Below are 18,998 nucleotides of genomic sequence, written 5' to 3'. Positions count from 1 at the left end.
CTATGCCAGCTGTTCGAGCTCCGCGACAATCCGCTCCGCCGGGTCTCCGGCCGCGAGCAGGCGACGCGCGAGGTTGAGTCCGCGCACCCAGTTGACGGTGACGACTCCGGTCGGCTCGCCCGCGCCGTTCGAGTGCACCACCGCGGTCTTCCCGTCACGCGCGAGATCCCGCACGAGCGCTGAGCTGCCGTTCGGGTCGCGCCAACCGATGGTGTGCACCTTCCAGTCGTACTGATCCGACCACACGTAGTCGGTCGAGCCATACGGCTCGCTGACGCCGCCGGTGAGCGCCGTGGCGACATACCGCGCCTGATCGCTCGCGTTCGTCCAGTGCTCTGCGCGCACCTCCACCCCGCGACCGGGGTGGGGCCAGCGCGCGACATCGCCGATCGCGAACACGTCGTCGGCGCCCACGGCCCGCAGCATCCCATCGGTGAGCACGCCATTTCCGAGCGTCAGCCCGCTCCCCTCAAGCCAATCGATGCAGGGAATCGACCCGATTCCCACGACCGCGGCCGCGGTATCAATGGTGCTGCCGTCGTCGAGGAGCACCTCGAGCGCTCCGAGCTTGCCGCGGATGTCGGTGACACCGACCCCGAAGCGCGCCTGCGCGCCGTGCCGCTCGTGCAGGCCGACCAGGCTCCCTGCGACGTCGGGGCCCACGATGCGAGCCATCGGCTCGGCTACCGGATCGACCACCGTCACGCTGCACCCGAACCCGACCGCCGCCGCCGCAATCTCGGTGCCGATGAACCCGCCGCCGACCACCACGAGGGGCGCGCCCGTGCGCAATTGCTCCGCGATCGCGCGTGAGTCGGCCAGGGTCCGCAGCTGGAACACACCCGACTCTGGGCGCCAGGGCGAGGGCCGCGCAATCGCGCCGGTCGCGATAATGAGGACGTCGTAGCCGACGCTGGTGCCGTCGGCGAGGCGCACGACGCGTGCCACGGTATCGAGCCCGGTTGCGGCCACGCCGAGCTTGAGCTCGACGCCGGCGGCGGTGAGGGCCTCAGCTGAGGTCAGCCTGAAGCCCGCGACTGCATCGTCCGACCAGTCCGACTTCAGGAGGTCCTTCGAGAGGGGCGGCCGGTCGTAAGGCAGCTCAGCCTCCGCGCCGATCAGGGTGATGTGACCTGCGTGGCCCAGCGCCCGTAGGCCCTCAACGGCCCGCGTGCCCGCGAGCGACGCGCCAACGACGACGACGTGACGATCCGACTGTGGTGAAGACATCGTGTGTATTCCTTTGCGTTCTCTGAGCTGCGGTGCTCCGGGGCATCGTTGCCGCCGACGGTGACGCGCACGAGGCACATCGCGTCCCGTCTAACGGAACAGTGATTGCTTACTGCGCAACACGTTCAGTATGGGCGACCGCCCCGAAGCGTGTCAATACCACCCCGAACCGCACACCCCCGGCGCACCGCCCCTAGCGACGCACGATGCCCGTTCGCGGATCTCGCGCGCCGCTCAGGTACTCAGTGATCTGCGCCGCGGCCTGCGCCACGAGCCCGGCAAGGGACGATGAGTACGCGGCGTTGAAGCGCACCTCCGGCATCGTGATCCCAATCGAGCCAACCACCGAGCCCGACGGGCCAAACACGGGCGACGCGATCGCGATCGCGCCCTCGATCCGCTCCCCGTGCGTGATCGCGAACCCATCCCGCACCACCATGTCGAGGCGGGCCCGCAGATCGCGCGCGTCTCGCAGCGTGCGGTCAGTCAGCGCCGCAATTGGACCGCCGACCACCTCAGCGACAATCTCCTCGGGAAGAAACGCAAGGATCGCGAGCCCGCTCGCCCCCGCGTAGAGGGGCAACCACTGCTTGAGCGGAAGCGTGTACCGCAGCGGGTGCGGCGACTCGACGGCGAGGGAGAACATCATGTGGTGGCGCGCCTCGCCGTACACCGCGAAGAACGAGGATTCGCCGCTCCGCTCGGTCAGCTCCTCAAGGGTGTCGGTCGACACCTCCTGCACCGGATAGCGCTCGACAGCCGTCCAGGCCAGGCGCAAGAATTCAAGCCCGAGCCGATACGAGCCCTTCTCGGTGCGGGCAACCAGACCGAGTCGCTCGAGGTCGGTGATCAAGCGGTGCACAGTACTCGGGCTCACCCCCAGCCGGCCGGCAAGCTCGCGCACGCCGTGCGCGTCCTGGTCACTGTCGATCATCACCGTGAGCAGCTCAATCCCGCGAGCGAGCGGATGCCGTCGCCGCTTTGCGCCGTCTGGATCGTCCAGGTCTCGTTCCGTCGTGTCAATCATCTTCCACCATCCGACCTCGCAGGCACCGGCACACTTGACTTCAGACTTCCGCGCGTGACATTCTGTACATCGCCAGTGCGGAACACACGTTCCGTTATAAACAACATACTGCATGCGGTTCGCGCAGTGCCAGCCTCACCGACGAGGACGGCGGCGGCCGGATCACCGAAGATCACCTGGCGCACCCAGAGAGCAGAGGACAAGCCAATGACGGTAGCGAACGAGACCAGCACTGACGCAGGGGTGGCCACGGCGGGGGCGGGGCGCGTCGCCGTCGTATCGGGCGGAGCCGCCGGTATCGGCTACTCGATCGCCGACCGGCTCGCCAAAGACGGCTTCACTGTCGCGATCCTGACCCGCACCGAGGGCGCGGCCGAAGACGCCGCCACGGAGATCGAGCGCACCGGCGGCACCGCACGCGGCTACCGCGCAGACGTGAGCGACCGGGCACAGGTGGACGCTGCGCTCGCCCAGATCCGCGCCGAGCTCGGACCCGTCGCGGTGCTCGTCGCCAACGCGGCGGTCGCCCCGAACAAGGCGTTCCTCGACACCACGCTGGACGAGTGGGAGAACACCCTGCGCATCAACCTCACCGGCACCTTCAACCTCGTCCAGTCGGGCCTGCCAGACTTGCTTGCGGCCGGCGCCGGACGCGTTGTGCTCATCTCCTCGTCAAGCGCCCAGCGCGGCGCCCCGCGCATGGCCGCGTACGCGTCGTCGAAGGGCGGACAGCTGGCACTGACCAAGGCGCTCGCGGTCGAGTTCTCAAAGCAGGGCGTCACCGTCAACACCGTCGTCCCCTCATCGATTGACACCCCGAGCGTCGAGAAGAAGCGCGCCGCCGGCCTGATCCCCTCCGCCGAGGAGATGGGCAAGTACATTCCCGTCGGCCGGGTCGGCACGGGTGCCGACATCGCCGGCGCGGTCTCGTACCTCGTCTCCGACGACGCCTCGTACGTGACCGGTCAGACCATCAGTGTCAACGGCGGCTCGTTCATTGGCTAGCGCGGAGCTGCGCCGATGACCGCAACCGACACCCCGGCCGAGGCAAAGTCAGCGGACACGGCCGGGGCCGGTGCATTGATCGGGGCCACGGGCACGCTCAGCTGGGCGATTCGCGATTCGTTTCTCCGCTACGTGACGATCATCGCGCGCGGCGCCGTCGAGAGCGACGGGGTCACAACCGACGAAGCGGGCGCCTTCGTGTTTCCACTTCGGGCCGCGAGCCACGAGGCGGACGGCTGGCACCTCTCGTTCGGGGGCTGGGTCCACTTCACCGCGCACGGGGGCTTCCTCGACGTCCTCGTTGCGGCGCCCGAAGTGATCCTCGGGCCCGCCGGCGGTGTCCTCGTCACGCACACCCGCGAACCGGGCGCCCCGCTCCTCCCGCTCACGAGCGTGGCGCCAGCGGCACCCGATGCTCGCTCTGGGCAGCTCGAGTGGGGCCCGCTGCCCACCCGGCTCCTGGCCGCCGCGGAGGACCACTTCGGGAACGTATACCCGGCGGACACCGAGATGGCGTCGCTGTCTGTGGCGCTGCGACACCCAATACACTCGTAGCATGCACTCGTCGCCGGCCGAGCCGGGAACCTCGCGGGCACACCCCGCACGCCTCAGCGGCGAGCGCGGGAACGTCCGGGGGCAGGCGACCCGGCTGCGGATCCTCGAGGCCGCGGAGCAGCTCTTCGCCGAGCACGGACTGTCAGCGGTGCCGCTGCGCGACATCGGCAAGGCCGCTGGCCAGCGCAATCACGCGGCAGTGCAGTACCACTTTGGGGAGCGCGACGAGGTGGTTCGCGCAATCACCGAGTATCGCGGGGCCGAGAGCGAGCTGGTGCGCGCGGAGCTCGTCGCCGGGCTGATGCTCGACACCTCGCGTCCCACGACCCGGGACGTGGTCGGCGCGTTCGTGCGCCCCCTGGCAATCCACTTTCGCCCGGACAACCACTACCTGCAGTTCCTCTCGGTGCTCATCACCGAGGAGGGCGGCTACGAGGGGCTCGACGGCACGCACACCGGCGGCCAGGTGATCACCCTCCGCGCGCTGCTCTCGCGCCTCCTCCCGGAGGTCCCCGAGGCCGTGCTCGCCGAGCGCTGGTGGGTGACGCTCACGAGCGCCGTGCACACGCTCGCGCGCTACCAGACCGCTCAGCGCAAGCGCGAGTCCCTCCCCGCCGCGATCGACGTGCTGGTCACCGACCTGATCTCGTTTCTCGCCGCTGGCCTCGCCGCGCCGCACGACTGACAGCGCGTCCGAGCACCGCACCGGCACAGGTCCCGATACACGCGGCAGCGGGCGCGCCCCACGGAGGTGGGGGCGCGCCCGCTGTCGGCTGTGGCGACTGCGCCTACCCGTCGCCCTCGACCACGCTGATCGAACGGCTGGGGCACACCTGCGCGGCCTGCCGCGCGAGCGCCTCTTGCTCGGCGCCCTGCGGGACCGCCCGAAGCACCTGCACCTTGCCGTCGTCGTCCTGATCGAACGCGTCCGGGTCCGTGAACACGCACTGGCCAGAGCCAATGCACGTCTGCTGCCTTGCAACGATTTTCAAGATTCTCACCCTTCCAGACTCAACCGCTGAGTCAATCGAACGTCTCTGCTGCGCCGATCACGCCGGCGTGATCGGCGCACCGAGCGGCACGAACGGACTCATCACCATGCCGTGCACGTCGAGCGCATCGCTCTGCGAGGAGTACTCGGCCGAGATGATCCGCTGCATCGCTGCCGCCGCCGAGCCGTCGATCGCGTAGACGGTCGCGTAGCGATATGGCAGTTGTGCGGCGAGGGCCTCCGGCACCTCGTAGCGCTGGGCGCTCGCAACGCCGGCGAGGCGCACGACCTCCGGCAGGTGCTCGTCCGTGTACCAGCTGCTGAATTCAGCCTCGCGGCCCGCCACCGCGTTGGCGAGCACCAGGATCAGCTCCGCAGGCTGCACCTGGGCGCTCACGCCTGCGCCGCCAACTCGTGCGCGGCCACCAGTGCGCCGTTGTAGTCGGCCGTCGCGGTCATGTGCGCGAGGATGTCGACGAGTCCCTGTCTGCCGCCGGGGTTCAGGAGGAACTTGCGGGGTTTGCCCTGCACGTTCGCACCGTAGTAGTGGCTGTGTTCCGCCGAGAAGATCGATTTCGGCGCGAGCTCGGCGATCATATCCATCCAGCCCTGCTCCTGCTCCGCCGTCGGCTCGAACGTCGCAAATCCGTGCTCGCGCGCGTAGATCATCGTGTCGAGGATCCAGTCGACCTGGAACTGGCTGTACCTCGGGTAGTTGCCGCCGCCTGCGCCGTGCGGACCGCCGGGGAAGAAGAAGTTGGGCAGGTCGTGCGCGGCAAAGCCGCCGAAGTCCGACGGACCCTCTTCCCAGTCGGTGCTGAGGTCGAGCCCGTTCGTGCCGCGTACCCCCATCCGCGTGAGCGCGCCGGTGCCGAAGTCGAAGCCCGTCGCGTACACGATGACGTCGTACTCCTGGTGACCGGCCGTCGTCTCGATGCCGGTCGCGTCGACGCGGACGATTGGCGTCTCGCGCAGCGAGATGAGCGAGGCGCTCGGCTTGTTGAACGACTCGTAGTAGTTCTCAACGAACGGCGGCCGCTTCGCGCCAAAGAGATGGTCGGTCGGGATGAGCCGCTCCGCCGTCGCCTGGTCCGTCACGATGCTGCGCACCTTCGCCGCGATGAATTCGCAGAACTCAAGATTGACCTCGCGGTTCGTGGTCATGTCGAAGTAGTTCATGGTGAGCTTGCCGAACCCCGGCGCCTGCCACATCGTCTCAAAAAACGCCTGGCGCTCCTCTGGAGTGTGATCCGTCGAGAACTTCCCGGAGAACGGGTGGAGAAAGCCGGAAGGCGAGCTGCTGAGCGTGTGTGTCACGCGCTCCCAGTCGGCGCTGAGCGCGGCACGCTTCTCGTCACTCAGCGGCGCGTTGTTCAGGGGCGTGGTCCACGTGGGGGTGCGCTGGTAGAGGTCAACGCGCTCCACGGTGTCGACGATCGCCGGCAGCAGCTGCGAGCCGCTCGGCCCGTTGCCGATGATGGCGACGCGCTTTCCGGCGAAGTCGATGGGCTCGTGGGGCCACGCTCCCGTGTGGTGCGCCTCCCCGACGAAGCTCTCGATCCCGTCGAGCTCGGGGTAGTGCGGCACTGAGAGCCCACCGGTCGCCGAGATCACCCAGCGCGCCGTGACGGTGCGGCCCTGCTCCGTCTCGACCACCCAGTGCTGTGCCCCCTCGTCGTAGACGGCGGAGACGACGCGCTGACCCGTCTCGATGCGCTCGCGCAGCGCGTAGCGATCAACCACGTGGTTGAGGTAGCGCTCGATCTCGGGCTGGGTGGCGAACTCCTCTTCCCACTTCCAGTCGTCGAACAGCTGCTTGTCGTGAATGTAGCCGTACGAATAGCTCTCCGAGTCGAAGCGCGCGGCGGGGTACCGGTTCCAGTACCACACGCCCCCAACGCCGTCCCCGGCCTCGAGCGTCAGCGCGGTGAACCCCGCCCGCACCGCGCGGTGCAGGGCGTAGATGCCGACAACTCCGGCACCGATTACCAACACATCAATGTCGACGCCGGTGTCTTCAGTGTATGCAGTCATGAGTAGTTTGCTCCCTCTGCGGCCCGCATCCTGCGGCCGTGCACTTATTTAAGCTCTATCTTTTAATACTTGCAAGTGATTGCCATAAATTCAACGAATTTTGCGGTGGTTTGGAACGACAAACATGAGCTACTGTGTTGATAATCGTGACTGTTCTTGATCAAAGGAGACACATGAACACCAACACCGAGCTGCGATTCGACGGCCGCGTCGCGGTCATTACCGGAGCAGGCCGCGGGCTTGGCCGCGCACACGCGCTGCTGCTCGCCGCGCGCGGCGCGCGCGTGGTGGTCAACGACTTCGGCGGCTCGCACGAGGGCGAGGGCGCGAGCGCCGGGCCCGCAAACGACGTGGTTGCCGAGATCGTCGCGGCGGGCGGCGAGGCGGTCGCAGACACGAACGACATTGGCACCGAAGCCGGCTGCCACGCGCTCATCGAGACCGCGATCACCGCGTTCGGGCGCACTGACATCGTGGTCAACAACGCAGGCATCTCGCGCTGGGCCACCTTCCCAGAGGCCGATGCCGACAACCTCGAACGCACCCTCGACGTCCACGTTCGCGGGACCTGGCACACCACCCGCGCCGCGTGGCCGCACATGGTCGAGCAGCAGTACGGGCGCATCATCACCACCACGTCCACCGGCATGTTCGGCCTCCCGGCAAACCTCGCGTACGCCACCGCGAAGGGCGCCGTCATCGGCTTCACCCGCAGCCTCGCGGTGGCGGCCGAGCCGCTCGGGATCCGCGTCAACTGCCTCGCCCCGAACGCGATCACCCGACCGAGCGAGAACCTGAAGAAGTCGGACATGGGCGCGGCCTCCCGCGATCTCGACGAGGCCCGCCTCGCTGCGATGGACAGCGCGTTCGTGGCCCCGATGGCCGCGTTTCTCGCGCATGAGTCGTGCGACGTGAACGGCGAGATCCTCGTCGCGGGGGCGAAGCGCTACGCCCGGTGGTTCCTCGGCGTCACCGAGGGCTGGCTCGACGACGGCGACGCCGGCACCGCGCTCGAGGACATCGCGGCGCACTTCGGCGAGATCACCGATCCCGAGAGCTACTACATTCCCGCCAACCTCAACGAGTGGGCCACCCGCTTCATGTCGCACCTGAGCCACTAGGGGCGCACACGCGCGCTGGGGCAGCCGGGCGACGTACCCCGGCGCCCCAGCGCGCGTCACGAGCTAGGCCGCGCCGCCGCGTGGGTGCGCGCTCGGGAACCCGGCAAGGCCGTCGTCGAGCTGCAGCCCGAGCGTGTTGAACGCGACGCAGTGCATATCGTAGGTCGAGACGAGGAACACGAAGTCAATCAGCTGCGGCCGGTCGAACTGCTCGGCGAGGCGCGCCCAGGTGTCGTCGCTCACGTTTCGGGTGCGGCAGATCTCGTCGATCGCCCGCACGATCACGGCGTCCCCCTCAGACCAGGTCGCGGGCCCAAGGTCCGAGAGCGCATCGATTTCGGCCTGGCTCAGCCCGGCACCGAGCGCGATTCTGCAGTGCTGCGCCCACTCGTACTCGCCACCCCCCAGCCAGGTCGTGCGGAGGATCGCCATCTCGCGAACCCGATCGGAGAGCGCCGAGTGCTTCAGGTGCGCCGAGAACGGCATCCACCCGGTCACCAGCGGCGGGTGGTTCGCGTAGATGCCCAGGATGTTTGAGCTGGGCCCCGGGGCAGCACCGGGCTCGGGGCGGCGCGCCCCGATCACCGATAACGCCTCCCACATCTCATCGCTCCAGTCGGCGGTGGGGATCGGGGGGATCCTGGCTTCGGTCATACGTCGCTCCTCGCTTCGCTCTCGGGAATCGCCCCGGCGCACCGGAGCGCGCGCTCGGCCCGGCATTCGGCCCTGCTAACATGCGCCGTAGGCGTCCGGGTGGCCCGTCGGACAATCCGCAACCTCGCGAATTCCCCCGGGCATGTCCGTACAGCGATAGTGTTTCATAGAACAGAACACCCGTTGCGTAGCGCGCAGAATTAAGAATGCATCGCCGCACCGCGGCTTGTCAAGCGAATCCGGGAACCCCGGGAGCAAGGAACACCGACCATGCAGACCCCTGACACACCCTCCGAGCCCACGACGCCAGACGCGGCCGGCGCAGCCCACCGACGCCAGCCTCTCGCGCGAGGCCTGGAGCTCCTCGCGCTCATTATTGACAGCGAGCAGGACTCGCACGGCGTCAGGGAGCTCGCCGGACGGCTCGGCGTCAGCCCGAGCACGGCTCACCGCCTCATCACCGACCTCGAGCGGCTCGGAATGGTCACCCGCACCCCGAGCAGCACCTACCAGATCGGGCCGGAGTTCCTTCGCCTCGCCTGGGCCACCTCGGCGCAGCACCCGCTCCAGGAGCTCGCCACGCGCACGCTCCAGCGACTCAGCGAGGCGACGCGGGAGACCTCATTCTTCAGCTCGTACAACGAGCTGCGGAGCCAGATGATGTTCACGCTCACCGCGGAGTCCCCCCAACCGCTCAGGTACGTGATTCCGCTCCACGAGTGGCTTCCACTGCACGCTGGGGCCAGCGGCCTGGCGATCCTCGCATTCGCCCCGGAAGCCGTGCAGCAGCGGATCATCGACGGTGAACTCGAGGCGCAGACCGAGCGGACCGTCACCGCCCCGGACGCCCTCGCAACGCGACTCGAACAGATCCGGCGCGACGGCTACTGCGTGAGCCGCGGCGAGCGGATCACCGGGGCCGTGGCGATCGCGGCCCCGGTGTTCCGCCAGAACGGGGTGCTCGGCGCGGCCGGCATCTCCCTGCCGGAGTCGCGGTTTGACGAGGCGCAGCTCGCGCACCTCGCCGAGGTGGTCACCGCGGGGGCCGCGGAGCTCACGCAGTACCACACCGATCCGTCGAACCGGTTCTCCCGCTCTCCGGTCGCAGAGTAGCCTCCGCTGGCACCACCGCCCGCATTGACAGGCGGCGTTTCGGCGCGCATAATTGGTGTTGCGTTACAACGATCAAGTGTTCTTTTAAATGGAACGGTCCGTGGCGCGACTCCGACTCACTAGAAAGAGTGTTCAATGACGAAGACAGCTTTTTCCACCCGGAGGACCGACCCGTACGGTCCCCCCGCCGCGCACCGCCGACTTCTCGCGGAGGAGCCGATCGCGCAACTCGAGTGGACCGAGCGCGGCGGCGACGTGTGGACGGTCGCCAAGTACGAGGACGTGCGCGCGATGCTGGGAAACACCAGTTTCAGCTCCGACCGCTCACACCCGCTGCATCCCGGGCACATGGCGTATAACCCACGCAGCCACCCCGGCCGGATCATTGAGATGGATCCGCCCGCGCACGCCGCGCAGCGCGGTCGCGTCATGGGTGAATTCACGGTCAAGAAGATCTCCGCCATGCGACCGCGCATTGAGGAGATCGTCAACCAGTCGATCGACGCCATGCTCGCGAGCGGCAATTCAGGCGACTTCGTCGAGCTGCTCGCACTCCCCGTCCCCTCGATGGTCATCGCGGACCTCCTCAACGTCCCAGAGAGCGATTACGCGTTTTTCCAGGAGAAGGCCGGGATCTTCGCGGACGGACTTGAAAACATGGAGAAGCGCCAGCAGGCGTCCAGCGACATCGTCGACTACATCGCCACGCTCGTCGACGCCCGGATCGCCGCCCCCGGCGACGACGTCCTCAGCCGGCAGCTCGCGGCAGGCGCACCGCGCGAGGAGGCAATCGGCCTCGGCCACCTGCTCCTCATCGCCGGTCACGAAACCACGAGCAACATGATCTCACTCGCGGTCATGACGCTGCTCGACAAGCCCGAGCTGCGTCAGCAGCTCGCCGAACAGCCGGAGCTCATCCCCGGCGCCGTGGAGGAGCTGCTGCGGTACTTCACCATCGCAGAGACGGGCGGCCTGCGTCTCGCGGTCGAGGACATCGAGCTGCGCGGCGTCACCATCCCCTCCGGCTCCGTGGTCGCCGCGCTCACGAACACCGCAAACCGCGACCCGGACGTGTTCCCCGAGCCAGACCGCATCGACTTCACGCGCGGCGCACGCAACCACGTCGCGTTCGGCTTCGGCCCGCACCAGTGCCTCGGCCAGAACGTCGCGCGGCTCGAGCTCGTAGTCGTGCTCGAGATTCTGTTCACGCGCCTGCCCGAGCTCGCGCTGGCGGTCCCCGTGTCAGAGCTCCCGCTGAAGGAATACAGCAACTTCGGCATCCACACGATGCCGGTCGCCTGGTAGCCGGCACCGCACACAACGGCGGGGAGGGAGCTGCTGAGCAGCTCCCTCCCCGCCGTATTTCGTGCGCCTCCAGCTAGGGCGCAGAATCGCCCTGCGCGAGTGCGCGCGCGATTGCCCGCGTGGGGCAGACGTCGATCGCCATCTGAATCTTGTCCTCCGGGTCGCCGTCCGCGGCCACCACGATCGCGATGCTGTCGTCGTCGAGATCGAACGTCCCGGGGGCGTAGAACGTGCACTGCCCCGACCCCATGCAGCGGTCGCGGTCTACGGTGAGCTCCTCGGCCACTACTCGCTCACCCCCGTGAACGTGAGGAACAGGTGCTGGTGTCCGCGGAACTTGTAGCTGCGGATCAGATCCCACTCGCGCTCGCCCGCCGGGCCGTGGTGCGCATCATCGATCGTGAGGCTGCTCGTGCGCGCCAGCAGGCGCTGGATCGAGAACACCGCCTCGGCGCGCGCCAGCGGCGCGCCCGGACAGGTATGAATGCCGCGCCCAAACGCGAGGTGCTGCCGCGCGTTACCGCGCCGCGCGTCAAACTCCGCGGCGTTCTCGAACAGCCGCTCATCGCGCCCCGCCGCGCCGTGCAGCAGCATGACGTTGGTGCCGGGGGCAAGTTCAAGGCCGCCGATCTCCGTCGGCCGCTTCACCACGCGGAACGACCCCTTGATGGGGGCCTCGACACGCAGCACCTCCTCGATGAACCCCGGGACGAGCGCGGGCTCGCGGCGCAGCAGCTCCTGCAACTCCGGATCCTCGGCGATGCGCTGCAGGCAGATCCCCATGAGCTGCACGGTGGTCTCCTGGCCCGCGGCGAACATGTTCGCCGCGATACGCGCAACCTCGAGCGGCTGCGGCAGAGAGCCGTCCGGGAAGGTCGCGAGCGCGAGCCCGGTGAGCACGTCGTCCTTCGGGTCAGCCCGGCGCTCCTCGATCTTGCCGACGAAGTAGTCGTACATGCGCTCGAGGCTGTTGTGGTGGTTCGCCTGGAGCTCAAGGTTGCCGAGCACCGGCCCGGTCGGGCCGCTCGCGAAGATGTCGAGCAGGAGGTCGAAGTCGGACTCGGGGACCCCGAGCAGATCGCCAACCGCGAGCACCGTGTACTTCTTCGCGTAGTCCCAGATGAACTCGCACTTGCCGGTCGGCAGCAGTTCGTCGAGATAGCGGTCGGCCATGCGCTTCAGGAACTCTTCGTTCTCCTTCAGCCGCTTGGGGGTGATGAGCCCCATCAGCACGGCGCGATGTGCCGTGTGCACCGGCGGATCGAACGTCACGATCTGGTCGTTTGCGCCGAAGTGCTCACGGTGCTGCTCGAGTAGCTCAGTGATGTCGTCGCCCGTCACCTCGAACGGCAGGTCGAGGATCGGCCCGCCCGTTCGGTTGATCGAGGAGTACACGTCGGGCTGGTGGTAGACCTGCAGAGACTCCTCGTACCCCGACACGATCACGACGCCGTATTTTGGTTCCCGGAACACCGGGTGGTGCTTGATCATGTAGTCGAAGTATGGCTCGGCGTGTGCCGCGACCTCCGGATCGGTGAAGAAATCCACATCGACCGGGTTGATGTCAACAGTTGTCATGACTGACGTTCCCTCTTCTCGTCTGTTCGCTTACTTGTAGCGCTCGGGCGCCGCGTCCATGAGGACCGTCTTCGGCTCGATGTAGGCGGACACGCCCATCTCGCCGCCCTCGCGGCCGTAGCCCGACTCCTTCACGCCGCCGAAGCCGATGAGCAGCGATTCGACCTTGAAGCCGTTGTGCCCCACCGTGCCGGCCCTGAGCCGACGCGCGATGCCCCAGGCCCGCTCCGTATCGTCCGAGAACACGGCCGAGTTCAGGCCAAAGGGCGTTCCATTCGCGATCTCGACCGCATCGTCCTCATCGTCCGCCGGGATGATCGAGACCACGGGGCCAAAGATCTCCTCCTGCGCGATCGTCGCGTTGCGGTCGACGTTCGCGAACACGGTGGGCTCGACGAACCAACCGCGATCGAGGTGCGCCGGGCGCGAACCGCCCGTGACGAGGGTCGCCCCCTCGGCCTTCCCCGCTTCGATGTACCCGAGGATGCTCTCGCGCTGGCGCTCAAGCGCAACCGGGCCCATCTGGGTGTCCGGGGCGAACGGGTCGCCCACCTGCACCGCCGCGAACTTCGCGCCGAGCAGCTCGGCGAACTCGTCATGCTTCGCGCGCGGCACGACCACCCTGGTGAGTGATGAGCAGTTCTGTCCGGTCAGAGAGATCTCCTGGCCGGCGATGATCGCCGCGACCTTTTCGAGGTCATAGTCATCGAGCACCACCGCCGCTGACTTGCCGCCGAGCTCAAGGGTGAAGCGCGCGAGGTGTTCACTCGCGGTCACCGCGATCTTCTTGCCGACCTCACTCGAGCCGGTGAAGCCGACCTTGTTGACGCGCGGGTCGCGGACCAGCTGCTCGGTCACGCCGCGGCGACCGGTGACGACGTTCAGCACGCCCGGCGGGAGACCAATCTCCTCCGCGACCTCTGTCAGGGCGAGCAGCTCCCCCGGCGCCTCGGCGGGGAGCTTCAGCACGACCGTGCAGCCGGTCAGCAGTGCCGGCGCGATCTTCCAGGTTGCGAGCGAGAGCGGGGTGTTCCACGGCACGATCGCGGCGACGACCCCGATCGGTTCTGCCACCACCGCGGACCAGTTCGACATCGACGACTTCGCCTGCGTGACCCACGGGTACGTCTCGGCGAGATCCGCGTAGAAGTCGTAGGCCATCGGGACGCGCTGCATCGAGGCCTGCGCCATCGCGAAGGTCGGACCGGTCTGCCGAGTCCAGTACACCGCCATCTCTTCGCTCCGAGCTCGGAGCCCGGCCGCGAGCTTACGCAGGTACTCGGCACGCACGGAGGGGTCGAGGAACGGCCAGTCGGTGTGATCGAAGGCGTAGCGCGCCGCTGCGATCGCCGAGTCCATGTCCTGCGGGCCGGCCTGCGCGACGCTGTAGAACACTTCCTCGGTGGTGGAGTCGATGATGTCGAACGCGGGCAGGCCACCCTGGGGCGCCACCCACTCTCCGTTGATGAAGAGCTTGTCCGGGTGCCGCAGGTTGACCGGCCTGCCGCGGAGAGTCTGTGCTTCAGTCACGTGTGCTTTCCTTACTATCGAAGATCCGCGCGTCGACTATGACGCGCGCTTGGCGAGGGTGTCGGCGAACGTCCACCGCGTTCGCATCGGGTTCACCCCGGCGAGCTCGAGCGCGTTCATGCCGTAGTCGACGTCGAGGAACACCCCGGAGATGAACCCGGCAAGGTCGCTCCCGAGGAAGACGAGGGCGCGCGCCATGTCCAGGGGCTCGGCCAGCCGGCCAGCCGGGCCCGTGCTCGCGGCTTTGAGGTTGTCCATCCCGCCGCGCTGCTCGGCAAAGTCGCCGAGCATTCCGGTCGCGGTCATCGACGGCAGCACGGCGTTGATCCGCACCTGCTTCGCCGCAAATCGCTCGACGCGCTCCGCAACGAAGAGGTTCAGCGCACGCTTCGAGAGCATGTACCCAACGAAGCCGGCGAGCTCGCCACCGTGACGCTCGTCAAAGGCGCGGGTGCGCTCGACGAGCGTGTCCCAGTCCGCCGCAGCATCGGTGAACTCAGCGAGCTCCTCCCGGATCTCCGGGAACTCCCACCGCAGCCCGCCGGCGGAGGTGACGTACGCGATCGACCCACCCTCGTTGAGACGCTCCGTGAGGTAGGTATCGGTGATGTACTTGTTCGCGGTGTAGTTCACGGTCATCGTGTCGAGGAACGAGGTGTGCACGCCGGCGAGCCCGGCCACACCGAAGAACGCGTCGAACCGAGCCGGCAGCTGCGTGAACAGTGCGTCAATTGACGCCTGGTCGCCGAGGTCCGCGATGAATGACTGCTTCACCCCCGGAACCGGCGAGTCGACGCGGTCGATCGCGTAGACCTCCGCGCCAAGATCGACGAGCAGTTCGGTCAGCGCGCGCGCCATGCCAGAGGCCGCGCCCGTAATCACGCAGGCTTTGCCCCGGTACCCGAGATAATCCGTCATAGTGAAGACATCCTTGTCATGTTCGATGAACGAAGTGCGTTCTGTACTTACGAACAGATGGTCGGTACAAAAGAACGCATTGCGATTTTTGCACACCGGCGGACCCGAAGTCAATCGCGCAGTTCCACCGCGATCCCCCCGGTGAGCGCGGTTCAGATTTCAGCTATTGACAAGCTCCGCCAGGGTGGGGCATGCTTGCCGAGTGTTCGTACTAGCGAACTAGCGTTTCGCTAAAGAGAACACACCTCGGGGCCTCGGGCCCGCACCTCGGCTCGGCAGCACAGCTGCTCGGCTTCCCCTCCCCAAACGACGAAGGAGTCGATTTGAGCACGGAACTCGGCGGGCTCGCCGTACCGCCGCCACCCCGCACGGCCGGGCCTCGGGCACCACAGGGGGCCTCTCGTGTGGCCTAGCATTCTTCGCAGAGTCGGCTACGGCCTCCTCGTCGTGCTCCTCGTCACCTTCAGCGTGAGCCTGCTGCTCAGCTTCGCGCCTGGGTCCGTGGCGCAGACGATTCTCGGTGACGAGGCAACCCCGGAGAACGTCGCGGCGCTGAACGCCGCGCTCGGCTACGACCGCCCGTTCCTGGTGCAGTACTTCGACTGGCTGTGGCACGCGGTCCAGGGCGACCTCGGTACGTCACCGATCACCCACATCCCGGTCATGCAGTCGATCGCGGAGCGCATCCCCGTCACGCTCGAGATCGCAGTGCTCGCGCTCATCATCTCACTCGCCATCTCCGTGCCGCTCGCGATCGTTTCCGCGAGCCGCCCGGGCGGCTCGGTCGACCGCACAATCAGCGCGATCACCTCCGTGTTCCTCTCGGTACCGGCGTTCGTCGCCGGGCCGGTGCTCATCTACTTCTTTGCGGTGAGCGTCAATGTCTTCCCCGCACTCGGGTGGGTGCCAATCGGCGAGAGCCTTGGCGGGAATCTCCGCGCGGCGTTCCTGCCTGCTCTCGCCGCAGCAATCACCGAGATCGCCGCGTTCCACCGAGTCCTACGCGCCGACCTCATCAGCACGCTCAACGAGGACTACGTCGCCGCAGCGCGGGCGAAGGGCCTGTCGAGCCGCTACGTCATGTTTCGGCACGCGTTCCGCCCCTCCTCGTTCTCGCTCCTCACGATCTCAGGGCTCAGCCTTGCCCGCCTGATCGGCGGGACCATCATCGTCGAGATGCTGTTCGTGCTGCCAGGCCTCGGCCAGTACATCGCCAACGCCGTCACCACGAACGACATCGTCGCGGTGCAGGGCGTCGTCGCGTTCATCGCCCTCGTGTTCGTGGTCATGAACATGCTCGTGGACGTGAGCTACGGGCTCGTCGACCCACGTGTACGCCGCGCACCCAGCGCGAAGAAAACCCGCCGCCCCAAGTCACAGGAGGTCGCCGCGTGATCCCCACCACGAGCGTCACGCTCCGCCCCGGCAAGAAGATCCGCCAGACCGTCGCGCGCACCGGGGTGCCGTCGATCGCGGCGCCCAAGCGCCAGTTCTCCGTCCTGGTGTGGTTCTCCTACTTCTGGATCGCGCTCATTGTGGCCCTCGCCATCACGGCACCGCTGCTCCCGATCCCGAACTACGACGAGGTGGCCGGCCCAGGCCGACTCGCCCCCTCGTTCAGCGGCCCAATCGAGCTGTGGCTCGGCACCGATGCGGTCGGCCGCTCGCTCATGTCCCGCCTCATCTACGGCGCGCAGATCTCCCTCGTCGTCGGCACGTGCGCTGCCGGAATCGGCGTCGTCGTCGGGATCATGCTTGGCCTCATAGCCGGGTACTTCCGCGGTGCGGCCGACTGGATCATCACCCTGCTCGCGGACGTCGTGCTCTCGTTCCCCGTTCTTGTGCTCCTGCTCGCGATCACCGCAATCTTCTCCCCGAGTATCTGGGTGCTCCTCATCGGCCTCGCGGTCAGCAGCGTTCCCACCTTCATCCGACTCACGCGAGCGAACACCATGGCCTGGGCCAGTCGCGACTTCGTGCGGGCTGCGCGCAACATGGGAGCGAGCAACACCCGGATCCTGCTGCGCGAAATCCTGCCAAACGTCGTGCCCTCAATCGCGGCCTACCTCCCGCTCGTCATCGCGGCGCTCATCGTGGCCGAGGGATCCCTGAGCTTCCTCGGTCTCGGAGTACCACCGCCAACGCCGAGCTGGGGCGGCATGATCAACGCCGGCGCCGCCGTGCTCCGCGCGCAGCCGTACATGGTCTTCGTCCCCGCCGCCGTGCTCTTCCTCACGGTCTTCGCGCTGAACCAGGCCGGGGAACACCTCCGCCAGCGCTTCGACCGCGCGGCGTAGCCGCGCGCAGCCTTCCGCAATCCGCTCCACACACACAAGAAAGATGGTCACTGTGATTTCAACGAAGAAATCCGCGTTCGTCGCACTCGCGACCGCGGCGCTTCTCGCCCTCGCTGGCTGCTCCGGCGGCGGCGAGCCAGCCAGCGGCTCGGTCCAGGAGCCCGCGGGCGACCCGGTCAGCGGCGGCACTCTCAAGGCGATCGAGATGTTCCCCACGAACGGCTTCGATCCAGTGCAGGTGTTCAGTTCGACGTCGACGCCGATCACGTACAGCGCGCTCTACGGCGACTTCCTCGTGCCAAACCCGGAAACCGGCGCCTCCGACTGCAACATGTGCGAGTCGTTCACCACGTCCGACGACGGCGCCACCTGGGACGTGGTCCTCAAGGACGGCATCGAGTTCTCAGACGGCACCCCGTTCGACGCCACGGCCGTGAAGTTCAACTGGGACCGCGTGAAGGATCCGACAAACGGCTCGGCGAGCGCCGGGTTCGCGGGCCAGATCGCCGACACCGAGGTGGTCGACGACCTCACGTTGAAGCTCCACATGGCCGAGTCGAACCCCGGCTTCATCTCGAACTTCATGGTCTACGCGCTCCAGTGGATCGCCTCGCCCGCCGCGCTCGAGCAGGGCCCGGAGGAGTTCAATAAGAACCCGATCGGCGCGGGACCATTCACGCTTGAGAGCTGGACCCCGAACGGTGTCACCAAGCTCGTCCGCAACGAGAACTACTACGACGCCCCGCGCCCCTACCTCGACGCGATCGAGGTGCAGGGAGTCACCGACACCACGCAGCGCCTCAACTCCCTGATCTCGGGTGACGTCGACGCGATCCTGAACTCCGACGCATTCGCGTTCGCGGACGCGGAGGCCGCCGGGCTCTCCATCCACAAGTACACCTTCAACGGTGGCACTGGCCTGATGTTCAACACATCGAAGGCACCGTTCGACGACGTGCGCGCGCGCCAGGCACTCGGCTACGCGCTCGATCTTCCCGGGGTTTCGGACGCGTCAACGGGCGGCTTCCCGTCCACCCCGACGACGCTCTTCCCCGAGGACTCGCCGTTCTACTCGGACGTGCCGCTCACCAGCCACGACCCCGAGCGCGCGCAGGAGCTGTTCGACGAGCTCGCCGACGAGGGCACGCCCCTGGAGTTCACGTTCTCGATGACCCCCGGGCCGTCGAGCCAGGGCGCATTCGACGCGATCCAGTCGCAGCTGCAGCAGTTCGAGAACGTCACGGTCACGGCGGATCAGAAGCCCGCGAACGAGGCCGGCGTGTTCACGACCAACGGCGACTACCAGTCGACGGTCTCGTCGATGGCGTTCACGCAGCCTGAGGGCCGTCTCTGGGGCGCGCTCTACAGCAAGGCCGGTGCCTCGAACTACTCGCGCTTCAGCGATCCCGCGACCGACGCGGCGCTCGACGCCGCGGGCAAGACCGACGATGTCGCCGAGCAGACCAAGCAGTACAAGATCGTGCAGGAGCGGCTCGCAGAGCTGCAGCCGTACCTCCTGTTCAGCGAGTACTACAACGGCCTCATCAGCACCGACAAGGTGCAGGGCGTCCTGATGTACGGCTACACCACGCCGCGCGTCGCCGAGATCTGGCTCCAGCAGTAACCGAGGCTCGTGGGCC

The 18,998-nt window shown here is 67.5% G+C and carries 19 protein-coding genes; 9 read left to right on the top strand and 10 right to left on the bottom strand.

Going from position 1 to position 18,998, the window contains the following annotated elements:
• Positions 1 to 1,230, bottom strand: a complete 1,230-nt coding sequence (locus tag EV139_RS05960; protein ID WP_130453384.1) for an NAD(P)/FAD-dependent oxidoreductase — start codon at positions 1,228 to 1,230, stop codon at positions 1 to 3.
• 193 nt (positions 1,231 to 1,423) lie between these two features.
• Entirely contained in the window at positions 1,424 to 2,257 is an 834-nt protein-coding gene (locus tag EV139_RS05955; protein ID WP_198677466.1) for an IclR family transcriptional regulator, read from the bottom strand.
• Between the two features lie 207 nt (positions 2,258 to 2,464).
• On the opposite strand from EV139_RS05955, the gene EV139_RS05950 reads away from it, so the two are divergent.
• From EV139_RS05950 to EV139_RS05940, 3 genes are read left to right on the top strand one after another with little or no spacing between them, the layout of a single operon-like run.
• Positions 2,465 to 3,262, top strand: coding sequence for an SDR family NAD(P)-dependent oxidoreductase (locus EV139_RS05950; protein WP_130453382.1), 798 nt, complete (start codon positions 2,465 to 2,467; stop codon positions 3,260 to 3,262).
• A 15-nt stretch (positions 3,263 to 3,277) separates the two neighbouring features.
• Entirely contained in the window at positions 3,278 to 3,817 is a 540-nt protein-coding gene (locus EV139_RS05945) for an HtaA domain-containing protein (protein ID WP_130453381.1), read from the top strand.
• Position 3,818: 1 nt separating this feature from the next.
• Positions 3,819 to 4,502 carry a TetR/AcrR family transcriptional regulator gene (locus EV139_RS05940; RefSeq protein WP_130453380.1) on the top strand — a complete coding sequence of 228 codons (684 nt, stop codon included), beginning with the start codon at positions 3,819 to 3,821 and terminating at the stop codon, positions 4,500 to 4,502.
• Between the two features lie 103 nt (positions 4,503 to 4,605).
• On the opposite strand, the gene EV139_RS05935 is transcribed toward EV139_RS05940, so the two are convergent.
• From EV139_RS05935 to EV139_RS05925, 3 genes are read right to left on the bottom strand one after another with little or no spacing between them, the layout of a single operon-like run.
• Positions 4,606 to 4,818, bottom strand: coding sequence for a ferredoxin (locus EV139_RS05935; RefSeq protein WP_241988974.1), 213 nt, complete (start codon positions 4,816 to 4,818; stop codon positions 4,606 to 4,608).
• 48 nt (positions 4,819 to 4,866) lie between these two features.
• Positions 4,867 to 5,205, bottom strand: a complete 339-nt coding sequence (locus EV139_RS05930) for a DUF4286 family protein (RefSeq protein ID WP_130453379.1) — start codon at positions 5,203 to 5,205, stop codon at positions 4,867 to 4,869.
• Positions 5,202 to 6,842, bottom strand: a complete 1,641-nt coding sequence (locus EV139_RS05925; protein WP_130453378.1) for a flavin-containing monooxygenase — start codon at positions 6,840 to 6,842, stop codon at positions 5,202 to 5,204. The genes EV139_RS05930 and EV139_RS05925 overlap by 4 nt, the downstream gene beginning before the upstream one ends.
• Positions 6,843 to 7,015: 173 nt before the next feature.
• On the opposite strand from EV139_RS05925, the gene EV139_RS05920 reads away from it, so the two are divergent.
• Positions 7,016 to 7,963, top strand: a complete 948-nt coding sequence (locus EV139_RS05920) for an SDR family NAD(P)-dependent oxidoreductase (protein WP_130453377.1) — start codon at positions 7,016 to 7,018, stop codon at positions 7,961 to 7,963.
• 63 nt (positions 7,964 to 8,026) lie between these two features.
• Here the strand turns inward: EV139_RS05920 and EV139_RS05915 are convergent, their stop codons facing one another.
• On the bottom strand, positions 8,027 to 8,617 hold the full coding sequence (locus EV139_RS05915) for a carboxymuconolactone decarboxylase family protein (RefSeq protein ID WP_157993003.1): 591 nt from the start codon (positions 8,615 to 8,617) through the stop codon (positions 8,027 to 8,029).
• Between the two features lie 270 nt (positions 8,618 to 8,887).
• On the opposite strand from EV139_RS05915, the gene EV139_RS05910 reads away from it, so the two are divergent.
• Positions 8,888 to 9,730, top strand: coding sequence for an IclR family transcriptional regulator (locus tag EV139_RS05910; protein WP_130453375.1), 843 nt, complete (start codon positions 8,888 to 8,890; stop codon positions 9,728 to 9,730).
• 135 nt (positions 9,731 to 9,865) lie between these two features.
• Positions 9,866 to 11,035: a cytochrome P450 gene (locus EV139_RS05905; protein ID WP_130453374.1), complete on the top strand. Its 1,170-nt coding sequence runs from the start codon at positions 9,866 to 9,868 to the stop codon at positions 11,033 to 11,035.
• A gap of 73 nt (positions 11,036 to 11,108) precedes the next feature.
• On the opposite strand, the gene EV139_RS05900 is transcribed toward EV139_RS05905, so the two are convergent.
• Genes EV139_RS05900 through EV139_RS05885 form a run of 4 tightly spaced genes read right to left on the bottom strand, consistent with a single transcriptional unit; the run spans position 11,109 to position 15,061 of the window.
• On the bottom strand, positions 11,109 to 11,321 hold the full coding sequence (locus tag EV139_RS05900; protein WP_130453373.1) for a ferredoxin: 213 nt from the start codon (positions 11,319 to 11,321) through the stop codon (positions 11,109 to 11,111).
• Positions 11,321 to 12,613 carry a cytochrome P450 gene (locus EV139_RS05895; RefSeq protein ID WP_130453372.1) on the bottom strand — a complete coding sequence of 431 codons (1,293 nt, stop codon included), beginning with the start codon at positions 12,611 to 12,613 and terminating at the stop codon, positions 11,321 to 11,323. The genes EV139_RS05900 and EV139_RS05895 overlap by 1 nt, the downstream gene beginning before the upstream one ends.
• Positions 12,614 to 12,643: 30 nt before the next feature.
• Positions 12,644 to 14,143: an aldehyde dehydrogenase gene (locus EV139_RS05890; RefSeq protein WP_130453371.1), complete on the bottom strand. Its 1,500-nt coding sequence runs from the start codon at positions 14,141 to 14,143 to the stop codon at positions 12,644 to 12,646.
• 36 nt (positions 14,144 to 14,179) lie between these two features.
• Positions 14,180 to 15,061, bottom strand: coding sequence for an SDR family oxidoreductase (locus tag EV139_RS05885; RefSeq protein ID WP_130453370.1), 882 nt, complete (start codon positions 15,059 to 15,061; stop codon positions 14,180 to 14,182).
• Positions 15,062 to 15,463: 402 nt separating this feature from the next.
• On the opposite strand from EV139_RS05885, the gene EV139_RS05880 reads away from it, so the two are divergent.
• From EV139_RS05880 to EV139_RS05870, 3 genes are read left to right on the top strand one after another with little or no spacing between them, the layout of a single operon-like run.
• A complete protein-coding gene (locus tag EV139_RS05880; RefSeq protein WP_130453369.1) occupies positions 15,464 to 16,456 on the top strand; it encodes an ABC transporter permease in 993 nt (330 codons plus the stop codon).
• The gene (locus tag EV139_RS05875) at positions 16,453 to 17,358 is read left to right on the top strand and encodes an ABC transporter permease (protein ID WP_130453368.1); all 906 of its coding nucleotides are present in this window, start codon (positions 16,453 to 16,455) and stop codon (positions 17,356 to 17,358) included. Before EV139_RS05880 ends, EV139_RS05875 begins: the two co-directional genes overlap by 4 nt.
• A gap of 43 nt (positions 17,359 to 17,401) precedes the next feature.
• Entirely contained in the window at positions 17,402 to 18,982 is a 1,581-nt protein-coding gene (locus EV139_RS05870) for an ABC transporter substrate-binding protein (protein ID WP_130453367.1), read from the top strand.
• The last annotated feature ends 16 nt before the right edge of the window (positions 18,983 to 18,998 follow it).

Source organism: Leucobacter luti, from assembly GCF_004217175.1.
In the GTDB taxonomy this organism is placed as follows: Bacteria; Actinomycetota; Actinomycetes; order Actinomycetales; family Microbacteriaceae; genus Leucobacter; species Leucobacter luti.
Note: the sequence above shows the minus strand (reverse complement) of the source record. Positions and strands in the feature narration are given on the sequence as shown.

Excerpts from the sequence above, each read along its gene's own strand:
- EV139_RS05920 (WP_130453377.1), top strand. The coding sequence starts at position 7,016 with ATGAACACCAACACCGAGCTGCGATTCGACGGCCGCGTCGCGGTCATT.
- EV139_RS05950 (WP_130453382.1), top strand. The coding sequence starts at position 2,465 with ATGACGGTAGCGAACGAGACCAGCACTGACGCAGGGGTGGCCACGGCG.
- EV139_RS05905 (WP_130453374.1), top strand. The coding sequence starts at position 9,866 with ATGACGAAGACAGCTTTTTCCACCCGGAGGACCGACCCGTACGGTCCC.
- EV139_RS05955 (WP_198677466.1), bottom strand. The coding sequence starts at position 2,257 with ATGATTGACACGACGGAACGAGACCTGGACGATCCAGACGGCGCAAAG.
- EV139_RS05915 (WP_157993003.1), bottom strand. The coding sequence starts at position 8,617 with ATGACCGAAGCCAGGATCCCCCCGATCCCCACCGCCGACTGGAGCGAT.
- EV139_RS05870 (WP_130453367.1), top strand. The coding sequence starts at position 17,402 with ATGGTCACTGTGATTTCAACGAAGAAATCCGCGTTCGTCGCACTCGCG.
- EV139_RS05895 (WP_130453372.1), bottom strand. The coding sequence starts at position 12,613 with ATGACAACTGTTGACATCAACCCGGTCGATGTGGATTTCTTCACCGAT.
- EV139_RS05925 (WP_130453378.1), bottom strand. The coding sequence starts at position 6,842 with ATGACTGCATACACTGAAGACACCGGCGTCGACATTGATGTGTTGGTA.
- EV139_RS05940 (WP_130453380.1), top strand. The coding sequence starts at position 3,819 with ATGCACTCGTCGCCGGCCGAGCCGGGAACCTCGCGGGCACACCCCGCA.
- EV139_RS05960 (WP_130453384.1), bottom strand. The coding sequence starts at position 1,230 with ATGTCTTCACCACAGTCGGATCGTCACGTCGTCGTCGTTGGCGCGTCG.
- EV139_RS05885 (WP_130453370.1), bottom strand. The coding sequence starts at position 15,061 with ATGACGGATTATCTCGGGTACCGGGGCAAAGCCTGCGTGATTACGGGC.
- EV139_RS05945 (WP_130453381.1), top strand. The coding sequence starts at position 3,278 with ATGACCGCAACCGACACCCCGGCCGAGGCAAAGTCAGCGGACACGGCC.
- EV139_RS05910 (WP_130453375.1), top strand. The coding sequence starts at position 8,888 with ATGCAGACCCCTGACACACCCTCCGAGCCCACGACGCCAGACGCGGCC.